The sequence below is a fragment of the Reyranella humidisoli genome (assembly GCF_019039055.1).
GTDB classification, from domain to species: Bacteria; Pseudomonadota; Alphaproteobacteria; order Reyranellales; family Reyranellaceae; genus Reyranella; species Reyranella humidisoli.
In genome coordinates, this window is sequence record NZ_JAHOPB010000001.1 from 1,923,226 (window position 1) to 1,945,513 (window position 22,288).

20 protein-coding genes and 1 riboswitch are annotated in these 22,288 nt (G+C 66.4%); of the genes, 11 read left to right on the plus strand and 9 right to left on the minus strand.

Annotation, left to right across the window (positions count from 1 at the left end; genetic code table 11):
* Position 1: 1 nt before the first annotated feature.
* The 4 genes from rapZ to KQ910_RS09460 are packed head-to-tail and all read right to left on the minus strand — an operon-like array spanning position 2 to position 3,868.
* Positions 2–919 (minus strand): RNase adapter RapZ, encoded by a 918-nt coding sequence (gene rapZ / locus KQ910_RS09445; RefSeq protein WP_216958746.1) that lies wholly within the window; start codon positions 917–919, stop codon positions 2–4.
* A gap of 33 nt (positions 920–952) precedes the next feature.
* Positions 953–1,411: an HPr kinase/phosphorylase gene (locus tag KQ910_RS09450; RefSeq protein ID WP_216958749.1), complete on the minus strand. Its 459-nt coding sequence runs from the start codon at positions 1,409–1,411 to the stop codon at positions 953–955.
* Positions 1,408–3,204, minus strand: coding sequence for a sensor histidine kinase (locus KQ910_RS09455; protein ID WP_216958752.1), 1,797 nt, complete (start codon positions 3,202–3,204; stop codon positions 1,408–1,410). The genes KQ910_RS09450 and KQ910_RS09455 overlap by 4 nt, the downstream gene beginning before the upstream one ends.
* Positions 3,173–3,868 carry a response regulator transcription factor gene (locus tag KQ910_RS09460; protein ID WP_369408312.1) on the minus strand — a complete coding sequence of 232 codons (696 nt, stop codon included), beginning with the start codon at positions 3,866–3,868 and terminating at the stop codon, positions 3,173–3,175. The genes KQ910_RS09455 and KQ910_RS09460 overlap by 32 nt, the downstream gene beginning before the upstream one ends.
* A 121-nt stretch (positions 3,869–3,989) precedes the next feature.
* Between KQ910_RS09460 and KQ910_RS09465 the strand changes: the two genes are divergently transcribed.
* The 7 genes from KQ910_RS09465 to KQ910_RS09495 all read left to right on the plus strand — a co-directional run bounded on the left by KQ910_RS09465 (position 3,990) and on the right by KQ910_RS09495 (position 11,203).
* On the plus strand, positions 3,990–4,730 hold the full coding sequence (locus tag KQ910_RS09465; RefSeq protein ID WP_216958755.1) for a HugZ family pyridoxamine 5'-phosphate oxidase: 741 nt from the start codon (positions 3,990–3,992) through the stop codon (positions 4,728–4,730).
* Between the two features lie 159 nt (positions 4,731–4,889).
* Positions 4,890–6,497 (plus strand): phosphoenolpyruvate carboxykinase, encoded by a 1,608-nt coding sequence (locus KQ910_RS09470; RefSeq protein ID WP_216958757.1) that lies wholly within the window; start codon positions 4,890–4,892, stop codon positions 6,495–6,497.
* A 51-nt stretch (positions 6,498–6,548) separates the two neighbouring features.
* Positions 6,549–8,402: an adenylate/guanylate cyclase domain-containing protein gene (locus tag KQ910_RS27180; protein WP_216958760.1), complete on the plus strand. Its 1,854-nt coding sequence runs from the start codon at positions 6,549–6,551 to the stop codon at positions 8,400–8,402.
* Between the two features lie 90 nt (positions 8,403–8,492).
* Complete coding sequence (locus tag KQ910_RS09480) at positions 8,493–9,677, plus strand: DUF3300 domain-containing protein (RefSeq protein ID WP_216958763.1); 1,185 nt, start codon at positions 8,493–8,495, stop codon at positions 9,675–9,677.
* Complete coding sequence (locus tag KQ910_RS09485) at positions 9,674–10,603, plus strand: DUF2950 domain-containing protein (RefSeq protein ID WP_216958766.1); 930 nt, start codon at positions 9,674–9,676, stop codon at positions 10,601–10,603. Before KQ910_RS09480 ends, KQ910_RS09485 begins: the two co-directional genes overlap by 4 nt.
* A 28-nt stretch (positions 10,604–10,631) precedes the next feature.
* The gene (locus tag KQ910_RS09490; RefSeq protein WP_216958769.1) at positions 10,632–10,853 is read left to right on the plus strand and encodes a YMGG-like glycine zipper-containing protein; all 222 of its coding nucleotides are present in this window, start codon (positions 10,632–10,634) and stop codon (positions 10,851–10,853) included.
* 14 nt (positions 10,854–10,867) lie between these two features.
* A complete protein-coding gene (locus KQ910_RS09495; protein ID WP_216958772.1) occupies positions 10,868–11,203 on the plus strand; it encodes an HdeA/HdeB family chaperone in 336 nt (111 codons plus the stop codon).
* Between the two features lie 10 nt (positions 11,204–11,213).
* On the opposite strand, the gene KQ910_RS09500 is transcribed toward KQ910_RS09495, so the two are convergent.
* The gene (locus tag KQ910_RS09500) at positions 11,214–12,107 is read right to left on the minus strand and encodes a methionyl-tRNA formyltransferase (RefSeq protein WP_216958775.1); all 894 of its coding nucleotides are present in this window, start codon (positions 12,105–12,107) and stop codon (positions 11,214–11,216) included.
* A 6-nt stretch (positions 12,108–12,113) separates the two neighbouring features.
* Positions 12,114–12,863, minus strand: coding sequence for an SDR family NAD(P)-dependent oxidoreductase (locus KQ910_RS09505; RefSeq protein ID WP_216958778.1), 750 nt, complete (start codon positions 12,861–12,863; stop codon positions 12,114–12,116).
* Between the two features lie 99 nt (positions 12,864–12,962).
* Between KQ910_RS09505 and KQ910_RS27185 the strand changes: the two genes are divergently transcribed.
* Both KQ910_RS27185 and KQ910_RS09515 read left to right on the plus strand, forming a co-directional pair.
* On the plus strand, positions 12,963–14,321 hold the full coding sequence (locus KQ910_RS27185) for a glycosyltransferase family 4 protein (RefSeq protein WP_216958781.1): 1,359 nt from the start codon (positions 12,963–12,965) through the stop codon (positions 14,319–14,321).
* Between the two features lie 8 nt (positions 14,322–14,329).
* The gene (locus tag KQ910_RS09515) at positions 14,330–15,664 is read left to right on the plus strand and encodes a glycosyltransferase family 4 protein (protein WP_216958784.1); all 1,335 of its coding nucleotides are present in this window, start codon (positions 14,330–14,332) and stop codon (positions 15,662–15,664) included.
* Here KQ910_RS09515 and KQ910_RS09520 read toward each other — a convergent pair.
* Both KQ910_RS09520 and polA read right to left on the minus strand, forming a co-directional pair.
* On the minus strand, positions 15,645–16,262 hold the full coding sequence (locus KQ910_RS09520) for a glutathione S-transferase family protein (RefSeq protein WP_216958787.1): 618 nt from the start codon (positions 16,260–16,262) through the stop codon (positions 15,645–15,647). The genes KQ910_RS09515 and KQ910_RS09520 overlap by 20 nt on opposite strands.
* A 135-nt stretch (positions 16,263–16,397) precedes the next feature.
* Positions 16,398–19,319 carry a DNA polymerase I gene (gene polA, locus KQ910_RS09525; protein ID WP_216958790.1) on the minus strand — a complete coding sequence of 974 codons (2,922 nt, stop codon included), beginning with the start codon at positions 19,317–19,319 and terminating at the stop codon, positions 16,398–16,400.
* A 59-nt stretch (positions 19,320–19,378) separates the two neighbouring features.
* On the opposite strand from polA, the gene KQ910_RS09530 reads away from it, so the two are divergent.
* Entirely contained in the window at positions 19,379–20,296 is a 918-nt protein-coding gene (locus KQ910_RS09530) for an ABC transporter substrate-binding protein (protein ID WP_216958793.1), read from the plus strand.
* On the opposite strand, the gene KQ910_RS09535 is transcribed toward KQ910_RS09530, so the two are convergent.
* Entirely contained in the window at positions 20,283–21,260 is a 978-nt protein-coding gene (locus tag KQ910_RS09535) for a Bug family tripartite tricarboxylate transporter substrate binding protein (protein ID WP_216958795.1), read from the minus strand. The genes KQ910_RS09530 and KQ910_RS09535 overlap by 14 nt on opposite strands.
* Before the next feature lie 119 nt (positions 21,261–21,379).
* A riboswitch (yybP-ykoY riboswitch) is annotated at positions 21,380–21,487 on the plus strand.
* 104 nt (positions 21,488–21,591) lie between these two features.
* Here KQ910_RS09535 and KQ910_RS27190 point away from each other — a divergent pair.
* Entirely contained in the window at positions 21,592–22,170 is a 579-nt protein-coding gene (locus tag KQ910_RS27190; RefSeq protein ID WP_369408313.1) for a TMEM165/GDT1 family protein, read from the plus strand.
* Positions 22,171–22,288: the final 118 nt, after the last annotated feature.

Sequence of the window (22,288 nt, forward strand, 5' to 3'; positions counted from 1 at the left end):
TCTACCCTGCGCCACCGGCCTCCCCGGCCGCCCCAACGTCCCGGTGCGAGAGAGTGACGGAGCGGCCTGCGCTTCGCAACCAGTCTGCAATCTCCTCGGCCAGCGCCACAGAGCGGTGTTTGCCGCCGGTGCAGCCGATCGCGATGGTCAGATAGCTCTTGCCCTCCGCGTCGAACCGGGGCAGCAGCGGCCCGATCAGGCCCTGCAGGTTGTTCACGAACGGACGGTAGTCGGGGTCGGTTGCGATAAACGCCGCCACGGCCGGATCGCAGCCGGTAAGCGGCTTCAGAATGGGGTCGTAATGCGGATTCTTGAGGAATCGCGCGTCAAAGACCAAGTCCGCCTCGCGCGGCAGGCCGCGCCGAAAGGAAAACGACATAACGGAAATTCGGGTGCCGACGCTGCGCCCGCGGCCGAAATAACCGGCCAGCAACTGCTTGAGGCGGTGGGGCGACAGCGACGACGTGTCGATCGAGAGGTCTGCCGCGTCGCGCATCCAGCCGATCTGGCGGCGCTCTTCGGTAATGCCGTCGATGACCGGGCGGTCGGGCGCCATCGGGTGAGGCCGGCGCGATTCCGTGTAGCGCCGCTGCAGGGTTTCCGTATCGGCCTCGAGGAACAGCAGCCGCACGGCGAGGCCCGGATGCTCGCGAAGCTCGGCGACCTGCTCGACGAGAGTTCGCGCGTTGAAGCCGAAGGTGCGGGTATCGACACCCAGGGCCAGAGGCGGGGCCGTTTCACCGGGCGCACCGCCCGTCGATCGCATGAGGTCGTGAAGCAGCGGCAGAGGCACATTGTCGACGGCGACATAGCCCAGATCGTCCAGCACGTTCAGTGCGGTTCCCCGGCCGGCGCCCGACAGGCCGGTGACCACGACGAAGGGCCGACGGGCATCTTGCGTGGTCGCGGGGTCGGGCAAGGCAGGGCTGTCTGGCATAGCGGGCTGTTTCGATCATGCCGCCGGGATTTGCGCCAGAGCAAGGCGCAACTTCGCAGAGGCGGAAGCTTCGAAAGGTGTCAGCCTGACGACTGGCAATTCGGTACCCAGCAGTTCCTCCCGGGCCGGCTCCGGCATACGTTCTATTTTCTCCGGCGGCACGAGATCGACCAGCAGGGAGATCGGGACCTGCGCGAGAAGCCGTGGACGGCCAACCTTCACGATCCCGATTCCGCGGACTTCCAACAGGCCGGAGATCGTGCCCGGCGGTGCGGCGATGAGAGATGGCCCCCGCCTGAACAGGGCGGTCTGGTCGTCCGCCACGAGCCTGGCGCCCGCATCGACGAGACGAAGCGCGAAGTCCGATTTGCCGGCGCCCGACGGCCCCCGCAGCAGGACGCCGCGCCAGCGCCTGCCGCCCGCCTGCAGCGCGACGCAGGTCGCGTGAACGAAAGTCGTTACCGTGACGGTCACTTCCGCCCGCTGGCCGACGGCAGCCGGACCGTGAATCGGGCACCCAGGATCCTGCCGTCCGGCGCGCGCCGGTTGCTCGCCGCGATCGTGCCGCCGTAGGTCTCCACGATCTGGCGGCAGATCGACAGGCCGAGGCCCGAATGCTGGCCGAAATGCTCGGTCGGGCGCTCGGAATAGAAGCGCTGGAAGATCGATTCGAGATTGTCCTCGGGTATGCCCTGACCCTCGTCGTCGATGGTGACGACGAACGGCCCGTTGCGCGGTTCGCGGCTCAACTCGACGACAATCTTCGAGCCCCTGGGCGAGAAGGAGATCGCGTTGTCGATGACGTTGCGGAAGACCTGGCCGTAGCGGCCGTCATGGCCATGCGCCACGAAGGGCGGATTGGCGGCCACGCGATACTCGACTTCGACGCCCGACTTCTGGTTGGCCGTTACCGCGTAGTGATGGACCATGTCGCGCAGCAGCCTGTCGAGTTCGACCGGTCGTACCTCGCCGCGCATCAGCTCGGCATCGAGGCGCGAGGCGTCGGAGATGTCGGAGATCAACCGGTTGAGGCGGTTGATGTCGTCCATGACGATGTCCATCAGCTTGGCGCGCCGCTCGGCATCGAGGTTGGGATGGCCCGCCATCTCGATCGCCGAGCGCAGCGACGTCAGCGGATTCTTGAGTTCGTGCGCCACGTCGGCGGCGAAGCTCTCGATCGTGTTGATGCGCAGCCACAGCGCCTCGGTCATCGAGCGCAGCGCATCGTTCAGGTCGCCGATCTCGTCGCCGCGCTTGCCGAGATCGGGGATCTCCGGCCGACTCTCGCGGGCGAGGCGGACCTCGTCGGCGGCGCGGGCCAGGCGCACGATCGGCTGGGTGATGGTGCCGGCGAGATAGAGCGACAACAGTACGGTGATGCCGAGCGCGGCCGCGGCGATGGTCAGCATGTCGTAGCGGACCTCGCGCAGCGACGCGGCGATGGCACGGTTGTCGCGGGTCAGCAGCAGGGCGCCCAGCACCTGCTTGTAGCGCTGCACCGGCACGGCGGCGCTGAGCATCAGCCGCCCGTCGCCGGCGCTGCGCACGGCCGAGGCATTGAAGCCGCGCAACGCGCTCGCCGCCTCGGGAAAGTCGCGCAGCGTCGGCACCGGCTTGTCGATGTACTCGGGATAATGATCGACCCTCGAGAGCTGGCGGGCGATCCAGTCGCTGATGCGGTCGCCGAACTTCGTCTCGGTTTCGATGGTGGCAACCGGCATTTCCGGCGGCGGCAGGGGCACGACGTGGATGCGGCCGACCTCGTTCAGCATCGCCGAATCGCCCAGCAGTTCGCCGGTCTCGCTGAAAAGGCGGGCGCGCACGCCGGTTGGGCGGACGAGGCGCGTGAGCAACTGCCGCGCGGCGTCGGCGTCCATGCGGTTGACCGTCGTCTCGCCGCCGACCACCGCGACCTCGCCGATGCCGGCGGCCACCATCTCGCCCTGCACCAGCAGCGAGGCGAGTTCGGTGTCGATCAGCTCCTCCTCGTAGTCGCTGAGGTAAACTGCGCCGAGGGTGAGCAGCGCCACCGGGATGAGGTTGAGCAGCAGGATGCGCCGGGTCAGCGGCGAGTGGCTGCGATCGACACTGCGCCGTCGGCGCAGCAGCGACGGCGAGTCGGCAGCGCCCGTCGCCTGCGGCGGTGCCTTGCGCACCGCACGCGGAAACAGGCGGCCGAGCGCCGTCGCGATCCGGGAACTTAAAGTCGGTGACCCGAGCGGACGCGGCGCGGGCTCAGGAGTCGCGGTATCGGTATCCGATGCCATAAAGCGTTTCGATCTGCTCGAACTCGCCATCGACCTCGCGGAACTTGCGGCGGACGCGCTTGATGTGGCTGTCGATGGTGCGGTCGTCGACGTAGATCGTCTCGCCGTAGGCCGCGTCCATCAACTGATCGCGGTTCTTGACGTGACCGGGCCGCTCGGCGAGCGACTTCAGGAGCAGGAACTCGGTGACCGTGAGGTGCACCTCCTTGCCCTTCCAGGTGCACTGGTGGCGGCTGGGGTCGAGGACCAGCTCGCCGCGCACGATGCGCTCGGCGGCGGCTTCGCCCTTGCCACCGCCCACGTCGGCGCGGCGCAGCACGGCCCGGATGCGCTCCAGCAGAAGGCGTTGCGAAAACGGCTTGCGGATGAAGTCGTCGGCCCCCATGCGCAGACCCAGCACCTCGTCGATCTCCTCATCTTTCGAGGTGAGGAAGATGACGGGGAACTGCTGCGTCTTGCGGATGCGGTTCAGGAGCTCCATGCCGTCCATGCGCGGCATCTTGATGTCGAAGATGCCGAGGTCCGGGGGCGCCTGGTTCAGGCCTTCCAAAGCCGACGCTCCGTCATTGTAGGTCTTGATCTGGAACCCTTCGGCTTCGAGCAGCATCGACACCGAGGTGAGGATGTTGCGATCGTCGTCGACGAGGGCGATGTTCTTGCGCACGGCGTGGCTTCTCCTGCAGCGGACAACGGCAATCTGACCATGCTATCACAGACCGGGCCGTCGCCGCCGCCTTCCCGGTCCACAATACTCAACGAATAATTGCGGCTTTTTTGAACCGAAAATGACCCAAGACGACATGCCTCGCACCGTGCGCGCCCTGCTGCGCGGCCTCGATCGGGCGTCCCTGGCCACGTTCCTGCCCGCCGAACCGGCCGGCTGGCCCTATGCATCGCTGGTTCTGGTGGCGGTCGATCACGACCTGACACCCATCCTGCTGCTGAGCGATCTTGCAGAGCATACGAAGGCAATCCGGGCCGACGGCCGGGTTTCCCTGCTGTTCGACGGGACGGCGGGCCTCGACCAGCCCCTGACCGGACCGCGCGTCACCGTGCTGGGGCGTGCCGAACGGACCGACGACGAACGTCTGAAGCGGCGTTTCCTGGCCCGGCATCCCGATGCGGCCCTTTATGCCGGCTTCAGGGACTTCGGATTCTACCGAGTTTCCGTGGAGCGCAGTCATCTGGTGGGCGGTTTCGGCAAGATCCGATGGATCGACCGGACTGGGCTGGCGGCCCCCGAGGCCGAGGGCCTGGCGGCGGCCGAACAGGGCATCGTCGGCCATATGAACGAGGACCATGGCGATGCGGTCCAGCTTTATGCCGAGAAGTTGATCGGCCGGACCGCCGGCGGGTGGACGATGACGGGCATCGATCCGGAGGGCCTCGATCTGCGGCGGGGCGGAGAGACCGCGCGGCTCGACTTCGACGCTCCGCTTGGGGCGGCCGGCGACGCGCGCAAGGTTCTGGTGGCTCTGGTCGCCCGGGCCCGGACCGATCCTCCCGCGAAACCGGAAGAAAGGTGATTCCGCGACGCGACATTTATTTCGCGGTTGCGAAGTCCGATCCACATGATCCTCGACACTAACTTGTCGCAGGCACTTGCCACCCTATAGCCCTGCCAGTAGCGCATAGGGCAATAACACCTTCGCCATTCGGATTAGCCGGAAAGCAGGAGAAACGCTGTGCATCAGGCGGGCTTCGTCGTACCGAAACTTGGACTGGAAACACTCGGGCTCAAGAACCCGGGGAACGTCTACTGGAACCTCCAGGTTCCCGCGCTCTACGAGGAGGCGGTCCGCCGCCGCGAAGGTGTCGTGGCCGATGGCGGCGCGCTGGTCGTCCGCACCGGCGTCCATACCGGCCGCTCGCCCAACGACAAGTTCATCGTCGAGGACTCGGAGAGCAAGGGCCGGATCGACTGGGGCAAGACCAACAAGCCCATCACCCCTGCTGGCTATCGCGCGCTCTACAACCGCATGATCGCCTATGCGCAACGCCGCGATCTGTTCGTGCGCGACTGCTGGGCCGGCGCCGATCCCGCGCATCGCATCGGCGTGCGCGTGGTCAACGAGACGGCGTGGCACAATCTGTTCGCCCGCAACATGTTCCTGCGGCCGCGCCCCGAGGAACTCGAAGGCTTCAAGCCCGAGTTCACGATCCTGAACCTGCCGGGCTTCCAGGCCGATCCGAAGCTCGACGGCACGGCGTCGGACTGCGCCATCCTGGTGAACTTCACCGATCGCGTCGTGGCGATCTGCGGCACCTGGTATGCCGGCGAGATCAAGAAGTCTGTGTTCACGATCCTGAACTACCTGCTGCCGGACAAGAACGTGCTGCCGATGCATGCGTCGGCCAATCTCGGACCGAAGGGCGACGTCGCGGTCTTCTTCGGCCTGTCGGGCACCGGCAAGACGACCCTGTCGGCCGATCCGACGCGCACCCTGATCGGCGACGACGAGCATGGCTGGGCCGAGGACAGCCTCTTCAACTTCGAGGGCGGCTGCTACGCCAAGGTGATCAAGCTCAGCCGCGAGGCCGAGCCTGAGATCTATGCCACCACCGGCCGCTTCGGCACGGTTCTGGAGAACGTCGTGATCGATCCGGCGACCGGCCGGCTCGACCTCGACGACGGCGCCTACACGGAAAACACCCGCGCGTGCTATCCGCTCGACTTCATCCCGAACACCTCGGCCACCGGCATCGCCGGCACGCCCGAGAACATCGTGATGCTGACGGCCGATGCGTTCGGCGTGCTGCCGCCGATCTCCCGCCTGTCGCCGGAGCAGGCGATGTACCACTTCCTCTCGGGCTACACGGCGCGCGTCGCCGGCACCGAGAAGGGCGTGACCGAGCCGCAGGCGACCTTCTCGACCTGCTTCGGTGCGCCGTTCATGCCGCGCCATCCGACGGTCTACGCCAAGATGCTGGGCGAGAAGATGGCCCGCCAGAACGTGAAGTGCTGGCTGGTGAATACCGGCTGGTCGGGCGGTGGCTTCGGCGTCGGCGAGCGCATGTCGATCCGCCACACGCGCGCGATGGTACGCGCGGCCCTCGACGGCACGCTGGCCGGTGTCGCCTCCTCGACCGATCCGCACTTCGGCATGCAGGTGCCCAGCGCCTGCCCCGACGTGCCAGGCGAGGTGCTCAATCCGAAGAACACCTGGAAGGACAAGAAGGCCTACGACAGCGCCGCGCGTGACGTCGCCCAGCGCTTCGAGAAGAACTTCCAGCAGTTCGAGAGCCACGTCGACGACAAGGTCAACAAGTCGGCCATCCGCGCCGCGGCCTGAGGCCAGCGCGACATCGCTTCGGCGCGGCGGACATCCTATGATGTCCGCCGCGTGAGCCCTTCCGAGACACCCCCTCCTGTCGCAGCGGCAGCGGCCTTGCGCCGGCGCTGGCGGCTGCCGCTCGTCGCCGCTCTGGCGCTTGCCTTCGTCTCGCTCGCGCTGATTTCCGGCATCGCCTACATCGTGGTTCTGGCCGGGGCGACCGGTACCGCGGACCGACTGCTGGTCGACCGCGCGGCCCGCGTGGTCGATGCCCAGGTGGCGCTGGTGCGCAGCCGGCTCGATCCGGTGGGCGAGCAGCTCGAACTGATCGCCGCGCTGGCGGCCGGCGGGCGCATCGACATCGAATCGCCCGTCGCCGTGCGCGAGATGCTGGCGGTCATGATGCGCCAGGTCCCGGCGGTGTCGGCGATCGGCTTCGCCACGCTCGATCTCCAGCTGCATCGCGCGCTCCGCGAGCCCGACGGCACGATCGAGCGGGAAACCATCTCGCTGGTCACCCAGCCGCAGGGCATGGAGCGCTTCCGTCAGCTCCAGACGGCGCAGCAAACTTTCTGGGGCGCGCTCTTCTGGAGCGAGACGATCAAGCAGCCGGTGGTCAACGTGCGCACGCCGGTGCGGCGCATCGACAACGCCTTCATCGGCGGCCTGATCGCCACGGTGGCGGTCGGCGATCTCTCCTACCTCATCGGCAATCCGAGCCGGGGCGGAGACGGGCGATACTTCATCCTCGTCGGCCGCGACCAGGTCCTGGCGGCGCGCCGGCTGATCGACCCGCGCGGACTGGGCCTGTCGGAACAGCGGCCGCTGCCGACGATCAAGGAAGTCGACGATCCGGTGCTGGCCAAGATCTGGGACCCGCCGGTGCGCTCGCCGCAGATCGACCGGGCGCTGGGCTCGCTCGGCCATGTCGTCGAGGAAGGCGGCCGGCGCTGGGTGTTCGTCTATCGCGAACTCAGGCTGTTCGGGCCGGAACCCTGGCTGGTCGGGCAGTACTTTCCGATCGAGGACGCGACCGGCGACCTCAACCGGTTGACCAACGGCGCGATTGTCGGCGGCATCACGCTGGCCATCGCTGCGTTGCTGGCGCTGTTCATGGGGCTCAGCATGGCGCGCTCGATCCGCACGCTGACGTCGGCCGCCGAGTCGATCGAGCATCTCAAGTTCGATCAGCCGTTCCATCGCCGGTCGCGCCTTCGCGAGATCGACGATGCCGGCCACAGTCTCGACAAGGCGCGCGGCGCGCTGAAATGGTTCGGCGCCTACGTGCCCCATCGCCTGGTCTTCCGGTTGATGGAACTCGGCGAGGACGCGGTGGCGTCGCGACGCCGCACTGTCACGGTGATGTTCACCGACATCGTGGGCTTCACGCCGCAGGCCGAGGATCTGCCGGAGCAGGAAACGGCCGACATGCTCAACCATCATTTCGCGCTGCTGGGCGCCTGCATCGAGAACGACCAGGGCGTGATCGACAAGTACATCGGCGACTGCGTCATGGCCGTGTGGGGCGGCCTTTCCAAGATGGACGACCATGCCGATCGTGCGGTGCATGCCGCGCTGGAGATGGGCCGTGTCCTGCAGGAGGACAACCGCCAGCGCGCCGCGTCGGGCAAGGCTCCGGTGCGGTTACGCATCGGTATTCACTCCGGGCCGGTGGTCGTCGGCAACATCGGCGCACCGGGACGGGTCAACTACACCGTGGTCGGCGACACGGTGAACGTCGCGCAGCGCTTCGAACAGCTCGGCAAGGAGTTCATGCGCGACGACGAGGATGTGATCGTGCTGGCGAGTGGCGATACGATCGCGGCGATGAATCACCCGGAAGTGCTGGGCGTTCTGCCGACTCCGGAATTGCGGCACGTGAAGGGCAGGGACGAGCCGGAGCAGGTCTATCGCCTGATGTGAGCGAAGCGGCCCTGCGCTGGACGGGATATGGTCTTCGCCGGTACTGTGCCGCCGTTCTTTTCGTCGGCATTTTCAGGGAACGAGCAGCACATGGAACGACGCAAACTTCTTGCATTGTCGACGGCCATGCTGGTCCTGGCTCCCTTCGCCGCGCGCGCCCAGGATTCCAACAAGCCGTTCACGACCGAGCAGCTCGACCAGTTGCTGGCGCCCATCGCCCTCTATCCCGACGCGCTTCTGTCGCAGGTGCTGATGGGTGCGACCTATCCCCTGGAGATCGTCGAGGCGGCGCGCTGGTCGCAGGCCAATCCCAACCTCAAGGGCGATGCTGCCGTTGCGGCGGTGAAGGACAAAAGCTGGGACGTCAGCGTGAAGTCGCTCACCGCGTTTCCGCAGACGCTGCAGATGATGAGCAACCAGCTCGACTGGACCCAGAAGCTGGGCGACGCGATGATCGGCCAGCAGAAGGACGTCGCGACGGCGGTCCAGCGGCTGCGTGCCAAGGCGGAGGCGGCGGGCAACCTGAAGTCGACGCCGCAGCAGAAGGTGACGACGCAGTCGAGCGGCGGTGCCAATGCGATCGTCATCGAGCCGGCCAATCCGGAAGTCATGTACGTGCCTTACTACAATCCGGCCTGGGCCTACGGCCCGTGGCCCTATCCGGCCTATCCGCCGCCCTATTATCCGCCGCCGCCCAATTACGGCGCGGCGCTTATGACCGGCATGATGTTCGGCCTGGGCGTTGCCGCCGGCGCGGCGATGTTCGGCGGCTGGCACTGGGGTTACGGCGGCGGCGGCTGGGGCAACAGCTATACGACCGTGAACGTCAACCGGGCGACCAGCATCAGCGCCAACAACTTCAATGCCGACCGCTATCGCAACGGCCAGTGGAACCACGATCCGGCGCACCGCGACGGCGTGCCCTACCGCACGCCGGCCGAGCGCCAGGCGTTCGGCCAGCATCGTCCCGATTCGCAGCAGCGCGAGCAGTTTCGCGGCCAGCTCGACGGACGCGGCAACTACACGCAGCGTCCCGGCGAGAATCGGCCAGCCGAGAATCGTCCCGCGGAGAACCGGCCGGCGGAGAGCCGCAACCTGGAGAATCGTTCCGCCGGCGAGCGCGGCGCGTTCGGCGACATCAACCGCGGCGGCAGCGCCAACCGCGACTTCGAACGCGGCAGCCAGTCCTGGGGCAACCGGAGCTGGGGCGGCGGCGGCGGCGGTGAGCATTTCGGCGGCGGTGGCGGCGGCAGGTTCGGGGGAGGACGGCGATGAACGGCACGATGTTCAGGCGCGGTCTTCTCGCCCTTGTCGTGTTCGTGGGCCTTGCAGGGGGCCTGGCCGGCGGCGTGATCGCCCAGCAGGCGGCGAAGGTGCAGGGATACCCGACCGCCGAGGCGGCTGCCAACGCGTTCACGGACGCGGTGCGCAAGATGGATGCCCAGAGGCTGGGCGCTTTGCTCGGGCCCGAGTGGCGAGAATTCGTGCCGGCGACCTCCGAGCAGGTCCAGGCGCGCCGCGCGGCCTATCTTGCCGCGTGGGACGAGGGTCACGAGGTCAAGGTTTCGGGCGACAAGGCGACGATCGTGGCCGGCAAGGCCGGCTGGACGCTGCCGATTCCGATCGTGAAGGACGGCGCGGAGTGGCGTTTCGATGCCGTCGCGGGCTGGCGCGAAATGCGCCTGCGCCAGATCGGCCATGACGAAGCCGCTGTCATCCAGACGATGCTGGCGATCGTCGACGCCCAGCGGGACTACGTCGCGCTCGATCCGATGAAGACGGGCTCGCCGGTCTATGCGCGTCGTCTGCTCAGCTCGCCCGGCAGCAAGAACGGTCTCTACTGGGAAACCACGCCCGGCGAGCCGCAGAGCCCGCTGGGGCCGGCCGTCGCCCGTGCCCAGGTCGACGGCAAGTCGCCGGACGGCCACTACGGCTACTATTTCCGGCTTCTCTATGCGCAGGGGCCCGCGGCGCCCGGCGGCGCCCGCGACTACATCGTGAACGGCCGCATGATCGGTGGCTTCGCCGCCATCGCCTGGCCCGTTCGCTACGGCGTGACCGGCGTGATGACTTTCATCGTCGACTACAAGGGCGAGGTCTTCCAGCAGGACCTCGGACCCGATACGGCGCAGCGCGCCGGGATGATGACGACCTTCAATCCTGATAAGGGTTGGGTGAAAGCGGACATGACGCCTCCGTGACGGAGGCGTGCTCAGGGGGAGAAGTGCGATGAAGACCAAGGTCCTGACGCTGCTGTTGGCAGCCGGTTTCCTGGGTGGCTGCAACATGAACAACCTGTCCGACGGCCAGACCGGCGCGCTGGTCGGCGCGGCGGCCGGCACGGGCATCGGCCTGGCGACCGGTGGCAGCTTCGGCGCGGTGGTTGGCGCGGGCCTGATCGGCGGCGCGGTCGGCTATCTCGGCGGTACCGCCATCGGCAACAGCAAGTAAGCGCGGAGCTTTCCATGATTTCCAGGTTCATCGTCGCGCTCGGTGCGGCCCTCGTCGGCCTCTCGGCGTCGGCCCAGGCCCAGATGCCGCCGCTCAATTTCGACCAGGCCGCCTACATCACCTGCAGGGAAGCGCATGCGATGAACCCCGAGGCGCGCAAGGCGCTGGCGGTGTTCCTCGCCGAGCATTCGGCGCGCGTGCGCGGCGTGGTGATCCCCGATGGCGAGCAGGGCGCCCAGCTCGCCCATCTGGTGCGCGGCGGCTGCACCCTGTCGCCCGACGCCTACCTGTTCACGGTGGTGGACCGCGCCATCCTGGCCGAGAGCTCGAAGCTCCCGAAGCGCCGCTAGTTACTTCCAGCTACGGCTTCCAGCGGGTCACGCCGAGAGCTGCCGACACCAGGTGGGCGGCGTGACGCAGGCGGCAGAGGCGAAGTCCTGCGCGCCGGAAGTCTTTCATCTGGAGCGCCGTCGGATATCCCAGATACTGACCGTCCGAGAGCCGCTGCGGTTGTCCCGCGCTCCTGTCGGCCGAGAGACGCGCCAGTACAGCCGGCAGGGCGCGCGCGCCGGCGGAGAAGAATTGCGTCGTCAGTTCGCCGACCGACGTTGCGCCATCGATCGGCACTTCGACCTGGGCAATGATGCGGCCGGCGTCGATCGTGCGATCTTCAATCGCGTGAACCGTGGCGCCTGAAATGCGCTCCTGCCTCGCTCGCGCCCACAGCACGGGGCAGGGGCCGCGCAGTTTTGGAAGCAGGGACGGGTGAACATTCAACGCAGCCACCTTCGGCAGAGCGATCAGAGAGGGCTGCAGGATCTGGTCAAAATTCATGACGACGATGAAATCGGGAGCGCAAGCCTGTATGGCGGCAAGTGTCTCGGCGGAATTGACGTCGGATGTTTCGACGAACCGCGCACCATAGTGCCGCGCCAGTTCGGGCAATGTCGCCAGTGCCGGGGGTCGTCCGGTGATCCGCGAAAGCCAGCGCGCGAAAAAGGCGACGATCGGTACCGATATCAGGTCGAAGCCCAGCCAGAGGTTGAGTGGGATGCCATAGCGCCGGAAGCCAGCGGTGGTTTGCTCCCAGAATGTGCCGTGACTGGAGCCGAACCGCCGCGAGGAGAGGACGAGACCTATGTCGTTTCCGAATTCCGCGAACACCGCGTTCAATGCCGGGAGGCAACACAGGCTGTCGATATGGCAAAATACGATGGTACGCGTCTTGGGCCTGTTCTCCGTAGCGGACGGCATGCGGCCCTACTCCTTCAACATCCGCGCACTCAGCCAGACGGGAAGCAGCGCCGTAAACCAGACGCCGACGGTGAGGCCAAAGGGGAAGGCGATCCGCGGTCTGTTGCGGGCGAGGCCGTGCCGGATGATCTGCGAGGCTCGCCCGGTGCTCATCGTTTTCGGTCTGGGATCGGCGATCGCATCGGTCATGCGGCTCGTTACATAGCCCGGGCAGACGACGCTTAATCCGACATTGGCTTTTGCGAGGGGGAAGCGAAGGCTCTCTCCCCAGACGCGTATCGCCGCCTTGCTCGCGTTATACGAAGCGGATCGCGGGCGGCCGAAGAAAGCCGCAAGGGACGAAATCACGCCAACTTGTCCTTCGCGTCGGGCCATGAGGCGATCAATCAGCGGCTCGACAGTGTTCAGTACACCCGTGATATTGACCGCGATGGTCCTGTGGGCCGAATCGAAGGGTTCGACTTCCAGGTTGTTCTGGTCGAGCGATATCCCGGCGTTGGCAATCAGCAGGTCGACTGGATGAGCGTCGTCGAACGCCTTCAACCAGAGCGCCATTGCGGTTCGATCGGTGGTGTCGACGGTGTCGGCAAGCACCGTCGCGCCCCTGGTTCGGCAGGCATCCGCAACCGCGGACAGACGCCTGGCGTCACGGCCCGTCAGGCCGAGAACGACGCCAGGAGCAGCATAGTCGATGGCCAGCGCCTCCCCGATGCCACTCGAAGCGCCAGTGATGATGATGTGGCGGAATGTTTTCATGTTGGGGCAGATGTATTGAAATGATAGTGACCTTGCGAGTGCTGGACCACGCATTTATGTTGGCCGACAGCGCATTGACCGATGGTCGAAAGTCGGGACGTGACCCGTAGATTTCTCTTCGACGTCAGCGGGCTGCTTCACTGGTATGCCTTCTTCCCGAATCCCTCTGGCATCCAGAGGGTGGCTGAAAAGCTGCTTACCTCGACGGTAGTTCAGCGTAACAAGCACGTGGAGTTCGTGGCGCGCGCTCTTGGCGGCGATGAACTCTACAGGGTGGATGGCCGCACATTGCGTGATCTCCAGGATCCGCTGCGGCGCAGGGCGGCGATAGCCCGCCTGCGCGCCCTCTTCACGATGACGATGCGACAGGTACGGCGCGGTGGCCCCTTATCGGACATGGCCATTGTCCACGCTCCCTACTTCCTCCTCGGTCATGCTCGTCTGGCGCCATTGGTCGAGGCCTGGTTCGGCAGGCGATTGCCGACCGCCTTGCCGCCACTGGAAGTCGTGCGGGAGCCCGGGCCGCAGGATACGTTTTTCAACCCAGGGGATTTGTGGTGGCAGAATTACTACGCCCCGTTCGTGCTTCGGCTCAAAGCCCGCACAGGGGTGAGGGTCGTGCAGATGATCCACGATCTTTTCTTTATCGAACGGCCTGACTGGGCCTCGCCAACCTTCGTGCGCACATTCACGTCCACCTTCAGCGAGGCTGCACCTGGCGTCGATCGTTGGCTGACCAATTCGGTTTTCGTGAAGGAACAGCTCGGGGTTTACATGGGGAGCCACTCGCTGCCTCCGCGACCTGTCGAGGTCCTTCCCATGGGCTGGGATAGTTTCGCGGTTTCAAGGGGGGAGGATCGCCCCGGCGCTGGGATGGCGCTCCGCCGCTCCGGCATCGTCGGTCAACCCTTTATCCTGTTCGTCGGAACCGTCGAGCCGCGCAAGAATCTGGCCATGCTACTCGATGTCATGGAGGACTTGCGCCGGGATCTCGGTGAGCGTGTTCCAGACTTGGTGGTCGTGGGCGGTTACGGGTGGAGCGCGAAGGGTCTTGCGGCGCGCCTGTGGCGCACCCCGCACACCAGGTGGCTGACCAGGGTTCGCGACGCCGATCTGTCTGCCATCTATCGCGCCGCGCTCTTCACTGTGTCGCCCAGTTATTCCGAGGGATGGGGACTACCGGTGCAGGAGAGCATCGCCCATGGCGTGCCCTGCATCGCCTCGACCGGCGGAGCGCTGCGTGAGTCCAGTCGTGGCCTTGCGGTTCATTTCGATCCTTTGGATCCTGCGAGTTTGAAATCTGCGATGGCCCATTGGATCACCGATGGCGCCGCCCTTCAGCGAGAGCGGGCGAGAATTGCCGAGGCCCTGGACTCGGAGCATTTCCCCACCTGGAACGATGCGGGGCAGGTGTTGTTGAAGCAGGCGAGCCTCGACGGAAGCGGACGCGACCCGTGAGTGCGCGGTTGCTCTACGATCTGACGGGACTGGTGCATTGGTATGCCTACTTCCGGCATCCCGGCGGTGTGCAGAGGGTTATCGAGAAAGTGGCGTCCTCGGACGTCGTCCGACAATCGTCCACGGTCGAGTTCGTGGTGCGTATACTCGGTAGCGATCGATTCTACAGGATCGAACCCGAACTGATTGCCAACCTCGGTAGCGGACGCTCCTCGGCAATCTCGCGCCTGCGGCGTATTCTGGCGCAGGGATTGCGATTGGCGACACTCCCGGAAATGCTGTCCGAAGGTCGATACTTCCATCTGCCGTATCTAGCAGCCGGGCTGACCCGAATGGAAGGTCTCATCGAGGCCTGGACGGAAGGAGCCGCGCGGCGGTCATTGCCGACGCTCGATATCGTCGCGCCGCCCGGCTCGCAAGACGCGTTGTTCAATCCCGGCGATCTCTGGTGGCAGAAGAAGTACGTCGCGACGGTCGCTGGTCTGAAGAAGCGAACGGGCGTGCGGGTCGTCCAGATGATCCACGACCTCTATCTCATCGAGCGGCCGGAATGGACTCCCGCCGGCGCCGTGCGGGTTTTCGCCGAGCAGCTTCACGGGATCGCCCCGAGCGTGGATTGCTGGCTGACCAGCTCGCAATTCGTCAGGCAACAGGTGCAGCGCTATCTCGCCGACCGGTCGGTACCGGAAAAGCCGATCGCTGTCTTGCCGATGGGCTGGGACAGCTTCGATGCCTTGCGCGACGCGGGCCATGATCGTCTTTCCGACCGCCTGGTCCTTGGGCGTCATGGACTGATCGACAAGCCGTTCATGCTGTCGGTCGGCACGATCGAGCCACGCAAGAATGTCCCGGCGCTGCTCGATGCGACCGATGAGCTTCGGGCGCGGTTTGGCGACGCTGTCCCGCGTCTGGTGATCGTCGGTGGTTACGGCTGGAAAGCGGCCGAGGTGCGCGCCCGGCTGGCATCGGGTTCCCGCAACGGCAACCTGCTCTGGCTCGAAAATCTTTCCGACGGCGATCTCGGGGTCCTCTACAGGAACGCTCTTTTCACGGTCATGCCGAGTCACGGTGAAGGCTGGGGGCTGGCGGTGCAGGAGAGCCTTGCCCTCGGGGTGCCCTGCATCGCCTCGAATGCCGGAGCGACGCGCGAGGCCGGCCTCGATCTCGCAACCTACTTCGATCCCGCGAGTCCCGAAGCGTTGACGCGGGCGATGGCCGCCTGGATCTCCGACGGAGAGGCTCTGGCGGCCGCCAGAGACAGGATCGCGCGCGCGCTGGCGACGCGGAGGTTTCCCAGCTGGAACGACGCCGGAAGCCTGCTGCTCAGGTCAGCTTTATCATGACGTGCCGGGCATAGGCCGGGCGCGTCGTGAGCCGCTCGTACCACGCCCGGACGTTCTTCAGGTCCGGGCGTTCTATTTCCAGCGCGTACCAGCGATGGATGAAGCAACCGACGGGGATGTCGCCGATCGTGAAACGGTCGCCCGCGACGTAGCGCTTGCCGGCGAGCCAGCTGTCGAGCCGGCCGAACAGCTTGCCGGCCTCCTGAGCCGCTTTCCCGATCGCCGCCATGTCGCGCTTTTCCGGCGGCGTGCGGATCAGGCCCCAGAAGGCGATGCGCATCGGCTCGGCGATGGTGCTGAGCTGCCAGTCCATCCAGCGGTCGGCCTCGCTGCGCTGGCCGGGATCGGTGGGCCAAAGCGAGCCCGCGGCATACTTCGCCGCGAGATAGCGCACCGCCGAGTTGCTCTCCCAGATGATGCGCCCGCCATCGTCGATGGTCGGAACGACGCCGTTGGGATTCATGTCGAGGTACCATTTCTGGTCGTTGCCACCGAACGCGCCGCCGACATCGTCGCGCTCGTACTTCACGCCGCACTCGTCGGCGCACCACAGCACCTTCATCACATTGATCGAATTGGCGCGGCCCCAGATCTTCATGGCGTTCCTCAATTTTGTTTCGATGCAGGAAACGGTGTCATCCCGAGCGCAGCGAGGGATCCTTGGTAGGCGTCGCTAAGGATCCCTCGCTGCGCTCGGGATGACACTGGTGTTGTGGTCGGGTTTCGAGCCGCATCAATGGGCGGCCGCCCAGTTGTCGCCGACGCCGGTGTCGACGACCAGCGGCACGGTGAGCGAGGCGGCGCCTTCCATGATCTTGCGGGTCACGTCCCTGGTCTTGTCGAGCTCCCTCTCGGGCACTTCGAACAGCAGCTCGTCGTGGACCTGCAGGAGCATCTTGGCCTTCAGCTTGGCGGCGGTGAGCGCGCCGGGCAGGCGGATCATCGCGCGCTTGATGATGTCGGCGCCGCCGCCCTGCAGCGGCGCATTGATCGCGGCGCGCTCGGCGAAGGCGCGCATGCCCTGGCTCTTGTCGTGGATGAAGCGCAGGTGGATCTTGCGGCCGAACGGCGTCAGCACGTAGCCGTGCTTGCGCGCGAATTCCTTGGTCCGTTCCATGTAGTCGCGGATGCCGGGATAACGCTGGAAGTACTTGCCGATGTACTCCTTCGCCTCCTGCTGGCCGATACCGAGCTGGTTGGCGAGGCCGAAGGCCGAAATGCCGTAGATGATGCCGAAGTTGATCGCCTTGGCGCGGCGGCGCATCAGCGGGTCCATGCCCTTGACCGGCACGCCGAACATCTCGCTCGCCGTCATCGCGTGGATGTCGTCGCCGCGCGCGAAAGCTGCTTTCAGTTCGGGTATGTCGGCGACATGCGCCAGCAGGCGCAGCTCGATCTGCGAATAGTCGGCGCTCAAGAGCTTGTGACCGGCCTCGGCAATGAAGGCCTGGCGGATCTTGCGACCTTCCTCGCTGCGCACCGGAATGTTCTGCAGGTTGGGATCGGTCGAGGCGAGGCGGCCCGTGGCGGCGCCGGTCATGTGATACGAAGTGTGGACGCGGCCCGTCCTGGCATCGACCTGGCGCATCAGTGCGTCGGTGTAGGTGCCCTTGAGCTTGGCGAGCTGGCGATGCTCCAGGATCTTCACCGGCAGCGGATGGCCTTGCGCGGCGAGATCGTCGAGCACCGAGGCGTCGGTCGCCCACGAGCCGTTCTTGTTGCGCTTGCCGCCAGGCAGCTTCTGCTCGTCGAACAGGATTTCGCCCAGCTGCTTGGGCGAGCCCACGTTGAATTCGCGGCCGGCGATCTTGTGGATCTCGCCCTCGAGTTCGGCCAGCCGCTTCTCGAAGTCGGCGCTCAGCCCCTTGAGCTTGAAGGCATCGACCTTGATGCCGGCGCTTTCCATCGAGATCAGCACCGGGATCAGCGGTCGCTCGATCGTCTCGTACATCGAGGTGACGCGCTCAGGGACGAGGCGCGGCTTGAGGCGTGCCCAGAGCTGCATGGTGACGTCGGCATCCTCGGCGGCGTAGTCGCGCGCCTTGTCGAGCGGCACCTTGTCGAAGGTCACCTGCTTGGCGCCGCTGCCGGCCACGTCGGAGAACTTGATGGTCTTCTGGCCGAGATGCAGCTCCGCCAGCTCGTCCATGCCGTGGTTGTTCTTGCCGGCGTCGAGGACGAAGGAGATCAGCATCGTGTCGTCGACCGGTCCGATCTCGATCCCGTGCCGGCGGAACACCGCCATGTCGTATTTGATGTTCTGGCCGACCTTGAGCACGGCGGGGTCTTCCAGCAGCGGCTTCAGCTTCTCGATCGCCGTCTTCAGCGGGATCTGGCCGTCGAGCAGCTTGCCGGCATCCTTGTCGCCACCGTCGCCCAGAAGATCGAGCGCGCCCTGCACGGCGGCGCCGGGGACGCGATGCATCAGCGGCAGGTAGGCCGCCCGGCGGCGCGTCGAGTTGACGTCGCCCCACGGGCCTTCGAGCAAGGCGAGGGAGACACCGACCAGGCCGGCATTGTTGGAATCGAGTCCGTCGGTCTCGCAGTCGAACGCGACCGTGCCGGCGCGCGTCGCTTCGGCGATCCATTCGTCGAGCAGCTTCTCGTCCTGGATCAGCTCGTAGTCGGCCGTCGTGAAATCGCGATTGGGCTTCTTCGACGCGGAAGTGGCGGGCGCGGGCGTCGGCTCGGCCTTCTTTGCGGGCGCGGGCCCGGAGGCCGGCCCGATGGGCGCCGTCGCTTCGCCCAGTTCGCCGGTAAAGCGTTGCAGCAGGGTCCTGAACCCTTGCTTCTCCAGCCACGGCAGCAGCACGTTGGGATCGGGCCGGCGCTTGTCGAAGGAATCGGGATCGGCCGGTGTCGGCACGTCGTCGCGCAAGGTGACGAGCTGCTTGGAGATGCGGATCAGCTCGGCATTGTTCTCGAGCGATTCGCGGCGCTTGGGTTGCTTGATCTCCTTGGTGCGCTCGAGCAGCGCTTCGAGGGTGCCGTACTCGTTGATGAGCTGCGCGGCGGTCTTCACGCCGATGCCCGGGGCCCCCGGCACGTTGTCGGTCGAATCGCCGGCCAGCGCCTGCACGTCGACGACCTTGTCCGGCGTCACGCCGAACTTCTCCATCACCGCCTCGGGCCCCAGCTTGATCTTCTTGATCGGGTCCATCAGCTCGACGCCCGGCCGCACGAGCTGCATCAGGTCCTTGTCCGACGAGACGATGGTGCAGGTGCCGCCGGCCTCCAGCGCCAGGCGGGCATAGGTCGCGATCAGGTCGTCGGCCTCGTAGCCGTCGAGTTCGCACACCGTGACGTTGAACGCGCGCGCCGCTTCGCGGATCAGCGGGAACTGCGGGATCAGGTCTTCCGGCGGCTCGGGGCGGTTGGCCTTGTACTTGTCGTAGATTTTGTTGCGGAAGGTGACGCTGCCGGCGTCGAGGATCATGGCGATGTGATCGATCTCCGGATTGTCCAGCAGGTCGGCCACCAGCATGCGGCAGAAGCCGAACACCGCGTTGATCGGCGTCCCGTCGGGCCGATTCATCGGCGGCAGGCCGTGATAGGCGCGGAACAGGTAGCCGGAGCCGTCGATCAGATAGAGGTTGCGGATCGGCTTGTTCTCGCCGTCCGCCGGGGTCGTCGCGGGAGCCTTGGATTTCGCCATGCCCAAGGCCTAGCACGCGGCGCCCTGCGGTGGGAGATGCGCCGTGATAGGATCGGTGCATGGCTATCGTGCTTTCGGAAAATTTCCGCGCCCTGTTCTACGCGCCCTTCTACGCGGCCCATGCCACGGGTGCCTTCGCGCGGGCGGGTGTCGAGGTCGAGCTGCGGCCCTCGCCCGATCCGCTGGCGGCCGCCGCGGCACTGCGGGCCGGCGAAGTCGACGTGATGTGGGGCGGACCGCTGCGCGTCATGATCGCCCGCGACACCGACCCGAAGTCGGACCTGGTCTGCTTCTGCGACGTCGTGGCGCGCGATCCGTTCTTCGTGATCGGCGCACGGCCGCGTCCCGACTTCAGGTTCGCCGATCTCCTGTCGATGAAGCTCGCGACGGTCTCGGAAGTGCCGACGCCCTGGGTCTGCCTGCAGGACGATCTGAGGCGCGCCGGCGTCGATCCCGCGAAGGCCGATCGTGTCACCGACACGAGCATGGCGGAGAACGAAGCGGCGTTGCGTGAAGGCAAGATCGACGCCGTGCAGGTCTTCCAGCCCTATGCCGAGCGGCTGATCTCGACGGGCGCGGGACACGTCTGGTACGCCGCCGCCGATCGCGGCCTGACCGCTTACACGACGCTGGTGACGCGACGCGGGCTGCTCGAGAGCCGCGCGGACGAACTCTCGCGCATGATCCGCGGCATGGACGCGACCCTGAAATGGTTCGCCACGGCGCCGTCGTTCGACATCGCCGATACGGTGCAGTCGTTCTTTCCCGACGTTTCGCGCGACCTGTTCGCGGCCTGCATCGACCGCTATCGCGCGCTGAATCTCTGGGGGCCGGATCCGGTCATTCGCCGCGAGGGCTACGACCGGCTGCACGCTGCCATGCGCTCGTCCGGTATCCTGTCGGGCGACATCGCCTTTGAGGACGTGGTCGACACGAAGCTCGCATCGGCCGCCATCGGGAGCGTCACTCGGGCTTGATGCCCTTGTCCTGGATGATCCTGCCCCAGCGCGCGGATTCGGCGCGCACGAAGGCGGTGAACTCGGCCGGCGTGTTGCCGCCGGGCTCGGCGCCCAGCGCCGCCATCTGCTCCTTCACGCTGGCGCTGCGCAGGGCCTTGGCCACCTCGTCGTAGAGCTTGCCGGCGATGGCGCGTGGTGTGTCCCTGACCAGGAAAAGCCCGTTCCAGCCGACCACCTCGTATCCCGGCACGCCGGATTCGGCGATGGTGGGAATGTCCGGTGCGAGCGCCGCGCGATGGCCGGTCGTGACGCCCAGCGCCTTGAGCTTGCCCGACTTCACCAGCGGCAGGGTGCCCGGCATGTTCTCGATCATGAAGCTGAGCTGGCCCGCGACCAGATCGGCCAGGGCCGGCGCGCCGCCGCGATAGGGAACGTGGGTCACGTCGATGTTGGCCATCGAGCGGAAGAGTTCAGTGGCGAGGAACGGGGTGCTGCCCACGCCACCGGAGCCATAGTTCAGCTGGGCGGGCTTTGCCCGCGCCAGCGCGATCAGCTCCTCCACGGAGTTGGCCGGCAGCGAGGGATGCGCGACCAGCAGCAGCGGTGCCGTGTTGACCAGGGTGAGCGGGATGAAGTCCGTCATCGGGTCGTAGGGCATCTTCGCCATCAGGAACGGGTTCACCACGAGCGACGGATTGCCCATCAGCACCGTGTAGCCGTCGGGCGGCGCCTTCGCGACGACGTCGGCGCCGATCGTGCCGCCCGCACCGGGGCGATTGTCGATCACGATCTGCTGGCCGAGTGCGGGGCCGAGATGCTGCGCCAGCAAGCGCGCCATGATGTCGAGCACGCCGGCACCGGCGGGGAAGGGAACGACGATGCGGATCGGCCGGTCTGGCCAAGTCTGGGCGAATGCGGCGCGCGCAAGCGGCGCGGCGAGCAACGAGAGAGCGAGCAGGCGACGCTTCGACAAAGACGGCATCAGGCACCTCGAACCAGTCAGGCGACTTTAGGGCAATGCGCCTTTCATGCCAGTACACGTTGCGAGGGGTTCGCAAAAACCCGCGACGTTCGGTGCCTTGCGAGCGCCCGAGCAGGCGGCTAACTGTGGCTCGTCATCGGGGAGTAGCCGGCCTCACCCCAGAGGCGGATGTGTCAACAGACTTGGTTCTTCGGAGCCATGGCCCATCCGGCGACCGACGGTCCTTCGGACCGCGCTTGGCGAGACCTTTGGCTTCCAGCACTTTCACCCGCGGGATCGGGCAGTGCGGGGAGTCATCGGTTCGTGCTCGGTCCCGCTATGTGTGTCCGCCGTGGAAGCCTTTCTTGTTTCAACAGGACTCGTTGCCGTCGCCGAGATCGGGGACAAGACGCAGCTCCTGGCGATGATCCTCGCCACCCGCTATCGGCGGCCGGTGCCCATCATCCTGGGCATCCTGGTCGCGACGCTTGCCAACCACGCGCTCGCCGCCTGGGCCGGCGCCGCGGTCGCCGCCTGGCTGGGACCGGACGCCATGCGCTGGATCCTCGGCGTCATGTTCCTCGCCATGGCCGTCTGGTGCCTGATCCCCGACAAGGCCGACGAGGGCCCCAAGGTCGCGGGCGCCGCCGGCGCGTTCATCGCCACGGCGGTCGCCTTCTTCCTGGTCGAGATCGGCGACAAGACGCAGATCGCCACCGTGGCGCTGTCGGCGCGCTTCAACGATCTCGTCGCCGTCACCGCCGGCACGACCTTCGGCATGATGATCGCCAACGTACCGGCCGTGCTGTTCGGCGACGTCCTCTCGCGCAAGGTATCGCTGAAGCTGGTGCGCTCGCTGGCGGCCAGCGCCTTCGTCGTGCTGGGCCTGATGGCCCTGCTGAAGCTCGACATGGGCCTGCTGGGCGGCTGACCCGGACAGACTGGGGAGGGTAAAGGTCCCTCACTGCGTTCGGGACGACACCGTTTGTGTGACGGGCGCACTGCGCAGATCCCAGCAAAATAGTCATCCCGAGCGTAGCGAGGGACCT